This is a genomic window from Micromonospora sp. NBS 11-29 (assembly GCF_002140155.1).
Lineage (GTDB): Bacteria > Actinomycetota > Actinomycetes > Mycobacteriales > Micromonosporaceae > Micromonospora.
In genome coordinates this window covers 219,435-225,807 of sequence record NZ_NAPR01000013.1, presented here as the reverse complement: position 1 = coordinate 225,807, position 6,373 = coordinate 219,435, and the positions used below count along the sequence as shown (strand labels likewise).

At 74.1% G+C, this 6,373-nt stretch carries 6 protein-coding genes and 1 pseudogene; 2 read left to right on the top strand and 5 right to left on the bottom strand.

Annotated elements, in window-relative coordinates; genetic code table 11:
- Positions 1 to 38: 38 nt before the first annotated feature.
- The gene (locus tag B1205_RS17425; protein WP_089156578.1) at positions 39 to 380 is read right to left on the bottom strand and encodes a PadR family transcriptional regulator; all 342 of its coding nucleotides are present in this window, start codon (positions 378 to 380) and stop codon (positions 39 to 41) included.
- A gap of 116 nt (positions 381 to 496) precedes the next feature.
- Here B1205_RS17425 and B1205_RS17420 point away from each other — a divergent pair, with 116 nt between their 5' ends.
- Both B1205_RS17420 and B1205_RS17415 read left to right on the top strand, forming a co-directional pair.
- A complete protein-coding gene (locus tag B1205_RS17420; RefSeq protein WP_089156577.1) occupies positions 497 to 1,477 on the top strand; it encodes a DNA primase in 981 nt (326 codons plus the stop codon).
- 66 nt (positions 1,478 to 1,543) lie between these two features.
- Positions 1,544 to 3,924: pseudogene (locus B1205_RS17415) on the top strand (transposase).
- Positions 3,925 to 4,159: 235 nt separating this feature from the next.
- Here the strand turns inward: B1205_RS17415 and B1205_RS17410 are convergent.
- The 4 genes from B1205_RS17410 to B1205_RS31730 all read right to left on the bottom strand — a co-directional run bounded on the left by B1205_RS17410 (position 4,160) and on the right by B1205_RS31730 (position 6,205).
- A complete protein-coding gene (locus B1205_RS17410; protein ID WP_089156576.1) occupies positions 4,160 to 4,753 on the bottom strand; it encodes a GTP-binding protein in 594 nt (197 codons plus the stop codon).
- Position 4,754: 1 nt separating this feature from the next.
- Complete coding sequence (locus B1205_RS17405; protein WP_089156575.1) at positions 4,755 to 5,126, bottom strand: DUF742 domain-containing protein; 372 nt, start codon at positions 5,124 to 5,126, stop codon at positions 4,755 to 4,757.
- Between the two features lie 42 nt (positions 5,127 to 5,168).
- Positions 5,169 to 5,573: a roadblock/LC7 domain-containing protein gene (locus B1205_RS17400; protein ID WP_013283992.1), complete on the bottom strand. Its 405-nt coding sequence runs from the start codon at positions 5,571 to 5,573 to the stop codon at positions 5,169 to 5,171.
- Complete coding sequence (locus tag B1205_RS31730; protein ID WP_441338513.1) at positions 5,570 to 6,205, bottom strand: hypothetical protein; 636 nt, start codon at positions 6,203 to 6,205, stop codon at positions 5,570 to 5,572. Before B1205_RS31730 ends, B1205_RS17400 begins: the two co-directional genes overlap by 4 nt.
- Between the last annotated feature and the right edge of the window lie 168 nt (positions 6,206 to 6,373).

Below are 6,373 nucleotides of genomic sequence, written 5' to 3'. Positions count from 1 at the left end.
CGCCCGCGGCCCGCGACCGGCGGCCTGACCCGCCCCGATCAGGCCGGCACGGTGGGGGGCTCGTCCGCGCCGAGGAAGCGGCCGATGGTGGCGCTGAACTCGCGCCAGCCCGCCCGCTCCCCGGCGAGCGCCCGACCGCCGGCCTCGGTGAGCCGGTAGGTGCGCCGCTCCCGGCCGTTGACGGTGCTCCAGGTGCTCGCCACCAGGCCGGCCCGCTCCAGCCGGCGCAGCGCCGGGTAGATGGTGCCGGTGGGCAGGTCGAGCGTGCCGCCGCTGCGGGCCCGCAGTGCCTCGATGATCGCGTAGCCGTGCCGGGCGCCCTGCTCCAGCACGGCCAGCAGCAGCGCGTCCAGGTGTCCGTGCAGCGCCTGCGCCTTCATGTGTAGCAAGGCTACGGATGCGACTTCCGGGACGCCATCGGGGTGCGGCTCCCGGTGGGGAGGCGTCGCCCATTAGGGTATGTGCCCAGAGTCACTCGGCGGCGCGACGCCGCCGGGTGGGCACCCGAACGCACACGGAGGTCAGCGTGGCCCGCCAGTCGCCCCAACGGCCCGACGCCGACGAGCCCGAGCTCGACGACATCGACGCGCCGGCCGCAGCAGACGACGTCGAGACCGACCGCCCGGCGGCGGACCGCGCGCTCTGGGACGAGGTGCGGATCGACCCGGTGGAGATCGCCCTGCCCGCCGGCACCGGCTTCACCCTGCGGGCGTACCGGTCGGCGCGCGAACTGACCCCGACCGACGTCGCCGAGCGCGACCAGGACGATCCCTTCCTGGCCCGCCGTCAGGTCGTCGAGACCGAGGACGACGAGGAGGTGGTGATCCTCGACGAGGAGTTCGCCGCCCTCTCCGCCGAGGAGGACGACGAGGACGCGGAGAAGGACGGCGAGCGCGCCACGGCACGCCGCGAGAAGTCCGACGCCGCCGCCGACGCGGACACCGACGAGAACGAGGACGAGGCCGACGAGGACGACGACGCGGCGGGCGACGAGGAGGTGCCGGTCTTCCTCACCCACAAGGGCCGGCTGCTGCTCTTCAAGACCCCGGAGTCGTTGGTCACTTTCATCCGTTCCGGTGCGCCCAACGATCTGTCCCAACTGGACAGCTGGAACGAACTGTCCGAACGGCTGGAACCGGCCGACGTCGCCCCGCTGGACGAGGACACCTACGAGCTCGACCTGGTGGTGGAGAACCTGCGCGGCGGGCACGACGCGTGGGACCCGACGCTGCTGATCGAAGCCGGCGAAGTCGCCCGTGACCTGGCGTACGCCCTGCGGCTACCAGCCGTGCTCGACATGCTCTCCGCCGGCTCCAGCCTGGACGATCTGGACGAGGCGCTGCGCGCCTCCGTCAACGGTGGGGTCGGTGGTTTCCTGGGTCGCCGCCGGCTGAAGAAAATCGGGGCACAAACCGCAAGTTTGGGTTGGCGCACCATTGTCGGCAAGATCTCTGCTGTTGTGGACTGGCGCGACTGACGCGGAGCGGGGAGCATCAGTCTCTGGCAGAAACTAGACCTGTGTCCCGGGAGGGAGGACGACGCCGTGGCGCTCGTGCGCGTGTACTGCGGTCTGGCCTCGGCAGATCCGGCCGACCGAACGGCTTCGGCCGGAACGACGCTGACGTCCGCTGTGGTCGACGACGCAGGCCGTCTGCTGCACGTCTCCGAGATCGGTGACGAGCCCGCCGGCTACGCCCGGCTGGTCGCACTGCTGGTGGAGCGCTCCGGCGGGCCGAGCGGCGCGGCCATCGCCGCGGACAGCGACGACCACATCGTCACCTCGCTGCTGAGCGCCGCCGGCCGACCGCTGGCGATCGCGGACGACGACTCGGTCGACGACTTCGCCGAGCGTTTCGCCGACGACGACTCGCTGGAGGAGATGCAGGCCTCGCCGGCCGAGCGCCGGGCGGTCGGCCTGGCCCGGGCGCTGCAAGCCGGTGCGCTCTCCGCGGTGACCCTCCCGGCGCCACGCGACCTGGCCGGCTACAAGCAGGTCCTGTCCGCGCACGCGGCACTGGCCAGCGGGCGACACTCGGCCGCCGTGACGCTGCGCGAGGTGCTCCGCGAGCTCTACCCGGCCGCGCTGCGCGCGTACCCCGACCCCGCCGAGCCGGTCGCCCTGGCGGTGCTCGACGCGTTGCCCGAGCCGGGCATGGTGACCGGCACCAGCTCGCGCGGTCGCGACGCCGGCGTGGCCGCCGACGCGGTGGCCGCACAGTTGGCCGCCGAGGGCCTGGCGGACGCCGACGCGGTGACCGAGGCGGTGACCGCGTTGCGGGTCGCCGTCTCCGAGACGCCCCGGCGGGCCACCGTCAACCGGGCGCTCACCGCCGCCGTCGCCGAGACCGTGCGGCAGGCCGTGGCCTCGGTCCGGGCCTGCGACGCCGGCTGCGACGCGCTGGTCGGCGCGCTGGCCGAGCGGACCGCCCCGGCGCCGGCGACCGGCCGCCGGGCGGCCGCCCGCCGCGGCGAGCAGGTCGACGCGCTGACCCCGACCGCACCCACCGGCCTCCGTCCGGTGCACCCCGCTCAGACCCCGCCGGCCGCCGACCCGGCCGCCCGACGCGGCCACGCCGAGCCGAGCCCCGACCTCGCCGAGCCGGTGGGTCGGCGCAGCCGCCCCGAGCCGGTCCCCGGAGGCCGGCGCAGCCGCCCCGAACCGATCTCCGGCCCGGGTGCCCCGGCGGCGCCCCGACCGCTCGGCCCGCCGCCGGTCGCACCCGCGCCGGTCACGCCGCCGCCGGTCGCCCCGGCTCCGGTCACCCCCGTCGCCCCTGCAGCGGCGCTGGGACGGCAAGCGCCCGGGTCCCGCCCCGAGCCGACCGGCGCGCCCCTGCCGTCACGGGTGGACGGTCCGACCAACCGGCCGGTCTCCGCCCCGCCCCCGCCGCCACCGGGAATCACCCCGATCGCCCCGTCACCGCGCGGCGCCGTGCCGCCGGCCGAGGCCGGCGAGCCGTTCCGCCCGACGCTCACCACCGCGGCGATCAACAAGGCCCGGGCCGAACGGCAGCGCACCATCATTCCGCCGCGCCCCAAGACCACTCCGGAGCCGCCGACCGGCGGATTCAGCGCCACCGACCTGAGCGTCCCGGTGCCCGCCCCCCGCCCGACGGCCCCGGAGCCCGCTCCGCCGGGTTCCCGCGCCAACTGGCCGCTGGTCAACAACGGCGACGACCAGGCCGACCGGGAGCGGGAGGCGCCCGCCTACCCGTACGGTCGCGGTGTGGACGCGCCGAGCGACCCGGGCCGNGGCTCGCCGACGACCTGCCGCAGGAGCCGCCGATGCTGCGGCTGGTCGAGCCGCCGCCGCTGGCCGACCGGGCGCTGCGCACCGAGCTGGACCGCCCGACCGAACCGGGCCTGGACGCGCCGCCGTTGCGCCTGGTCGACCGGGGCACGACGGACCGCCCGGCCCCGAGGGTCGAGCTGCCCGCGCCGCTGGAGCGGCGTCCCGCACCGAAGGAGCACCGGCCCCCGCCGGTCTCCGACGAGGGCGACGGTGACCTGCTGATCTTCGCGCAGGCCAAGTCGGCATGGTTCGTCGGGCACGGCGACGAGGCCGGCCTGGAATGGTCGAGCACCGCGGACACCGGTTGGCAGGCCGCCGAACAGGCGGCCCGGCCTGCGGTCGGCGCGGAGACCAAGGCCGGCCTGCCGAAGCGCGTCCCGCAGGCCAACCTGGTGCCCGGCTCGCCGCTGCGCGAGGAACGGCCGCTGCGGATCGTCCGGAACGCGGCCAGCCTCGCCGAGAACACCACCGGCTACTTCCGGGGGTGGCGTCGCGGACAGGAGATCGGCGGCTTCGCCGTCGGCGGTCGACCCGGCCGGGAGGCGGCCGGCGGCTGGGACTTCAGCCGGGACACCGGCGACCGCGACGACGAGCGGGAGTACGAATACCGCTCCGCCGGCTACCGCTCCTGACCGGCCGCGTCACGCGGGGTTTCACCCGCCACCCACGACACCTGGCTGATCGACGCCAGCTCCGGCCGGGGCAACGCGGACTCGCCCGCGTTGCTCCGGTCGGAATACGCGTTGGTCCTCACCGAGCAGCGCCGGGCGGGACTTCGACCACCGCTTCGATCAGTGGCACGACCATGTCGGCGGACAGCAGGAAGCGCCCGGTGGCCGTCGGCCATCGGGCGCTTCCGCGCGTCGGTCAGGCGGGCGCGACGGCCCGCGAACGCCGCATGGTGAGCACGTACTCGACCAGCGAGATCAGCACATGCTTCGTCGACTCCCGGTTACGGGCGTCGCACGCCACCACCGGCACGTCGCGGGAGATCGCCAACGCGTCCCGGACGTCCTGCGGGTCGTGGTACTGCATGCCGTCGAAGCAGTTGATGGCCACCAGGTACGGCAGCCGCCGGTGCTCGAAGAAGTCGATCGCGGCGAAGCAGTCGGCGAGCCGCCGGGTGTCGACCAGCACCACCGCGCCGATCGCTCCCCGGACCAGTTCGTCCCACATGAACCAGAACCGCGTCTGACCCGGGGTACCGAAGAGGTACAAAATCAGATCGCGGTCGATCGAAATACGACCGAAGTCCATCGCCACCGTGGTCGTCGTCTTGCCCGGCACCTGCCGGGTGTCGTCGACGCCGACGCCGGCGGAGGTCATGATCGCCTCGGTGGTCAGCGGCGTGATCTCCGAGACCGAACCGACCAACGTCGTCTTACCGACGCCGAACCCACCGGCGATAACGATCTTCGCCGACGTCACGCGCCCGCTCGGGACCGGCGGCCGGTGCGACATGTCAGAGCCTGCGAAGTCCACTCAGCACCCTCTCCAGCAATTCAGTGCCCACCGCGTCGTCGGAGTCTTCCAGGATGGTCGGCTCGTGGACTGCGACCAGGCCATCCGTCGCCATGTCGGCGATGAGCACCCGGGCCACGCCGAGCGGAAGCTGCATCCGTGCCGCGATCTCGGCAAGCGACTGCACGCGTCCGTCACACAACGCGGCGATGTACTGGTGTTCACGACCCTGGCCACTGTTGCCAGTGGCAACCGCCCGGCCGCGCACCGTCGTCTCGACGAGCGCCTCCAGGGCGATGTCGAGCCGGGGACGGGTACGACCACGGGTCACGGCGTACGGCCGGACCAACGCTCCGGTCGNCCCCGGTGGCATCCGTCGTCGTTCCCGCTCCTGACCCACCGGCCAGCGCGTCATTCAGCCCATCATCCCCACAGCCGTACGCGGCTGTGGCGTCAGGGCGTCACCCACCCGGTCGACGAGCAGGGCCATCTCGTACCCGACCTGACCCACGTCGCAGCTACGCGCCGCGAGCACCGCGAACGACGAGCCGTCGGAGATGGACATCAGGAACAGGAAACCGTTGTCCATCTCGACGACTGTCTGGAGCACCGCCCCGCCCTCGAAGCAGCGCGCCGCGCCCTGGGTCAGGCTGACCAGACCGGACGCGATGGCCGCGAGCTGGTCGGCCCGGTCCCGCGGGAGGTCACGGGACGAGGCGAGAAGCAGGCCGTCGGCCGAGACCGCGACCGCGTGCGCCACACCGGGCACCCGGTCGGCGAAGTTGGCGAGCAGCCATCCGAGATCCTGCGTAGTAGTCATCCTTGTTGCTCCTTCTGCCCGCTCCCGGCCACCGGGCCTGAGCCAGACTGCGAGGACTGCTGCCCGCCCGGAGTGCCCTCCGGGCCGGTCGTGTTGCTGTCGGTGTTACGCCCGCGCTGTACACCTCGATGGTAGGCCGAGAGCAGACCCCGGACGGCTTCCGGCGTCCGCCGCTGGACCGACGTCGAGGGCTTCTCGATGCTGCCGGGCACGAGCTGCGCCATCGGCGTCCGCTTCGGCAGGCCCTTGCGCGTGGTCTCGGCAACCGGAACCTCGGTGGCGGCCGAGGCGGCACGCCAGCCGTCGTCGGCCGCGGTCTGCCACGGCGAGGACGGCGACGCGGCCGGCTGCCGCGGGGGCAACCCTCCGGGGTACGCGGGACGGGCGTTCCCGTTCGTCGAGCCGTTGTCCCTCGGCGCTCCGCCGGCCGTCGGAGTGTGTGCCATCGGTGTGTTACCTGTCGTTGCGGATGGTGGCTGCGGCACGGGTCGACCGGCGGGGTCCACCCTGGCGAACTGCTGGGTGGCGGTGCCGTTCGCTGGCCCGGTCGGGGTCGCGGCGGCCTCCTCGGGCCCCGGCCGGCGGGTGCGGAACCAGGCCGACTCGAGCTCCCGGAAGATCGGCAGCTCCATCGTCTCGTCCGCGTACCGCTGGCGGTTGCCGGGCTGCTGCGGGGTGGTCGGACGCGGCGCGGGGGCCGGTGCCGACGGGGTGGCGGCTGGCGGACCGGCCACCGGGTGGGTGGTGGGCGGCTGCGGCTGTGTTGCGGCCGAGGGGGTCTCCGAACGCGGGATCCGCGG

Excerpts from the sequence above, each read along its gene's own strand:
- B1205_RS17400 (WP_013283992.1), bottom strand. The coding sequence starts at position 5,573 with ATGACTACTACGCAGGATCTCGGATGGCTGCTCGCCAACTTCGCCGAC.
- B1205_RS17425 (WP_089156578.1), bottom strand. The coding sequence starts at position 380 with ATGAAGGCGCAGGCGCTGCACGGACACCTGGACGCGCTGCTGCTGGCC.
- B1205_RS17410 (WP_089156576.1), bottom strand. The coding sequence starts at position 4,753 with ATGTCGCACCGGCCGCCGGTCCCGAGCGGGCGCGTGACGTCGGCGAAG.
- B1205_RS31730 (WP_441338513.1), bottom strand. The coding sequence starts at position 6,205 with ATGGAGCTGCCGATCTTCCGGGAGCTCGAGTCGGCCTGGTTCCGCACC.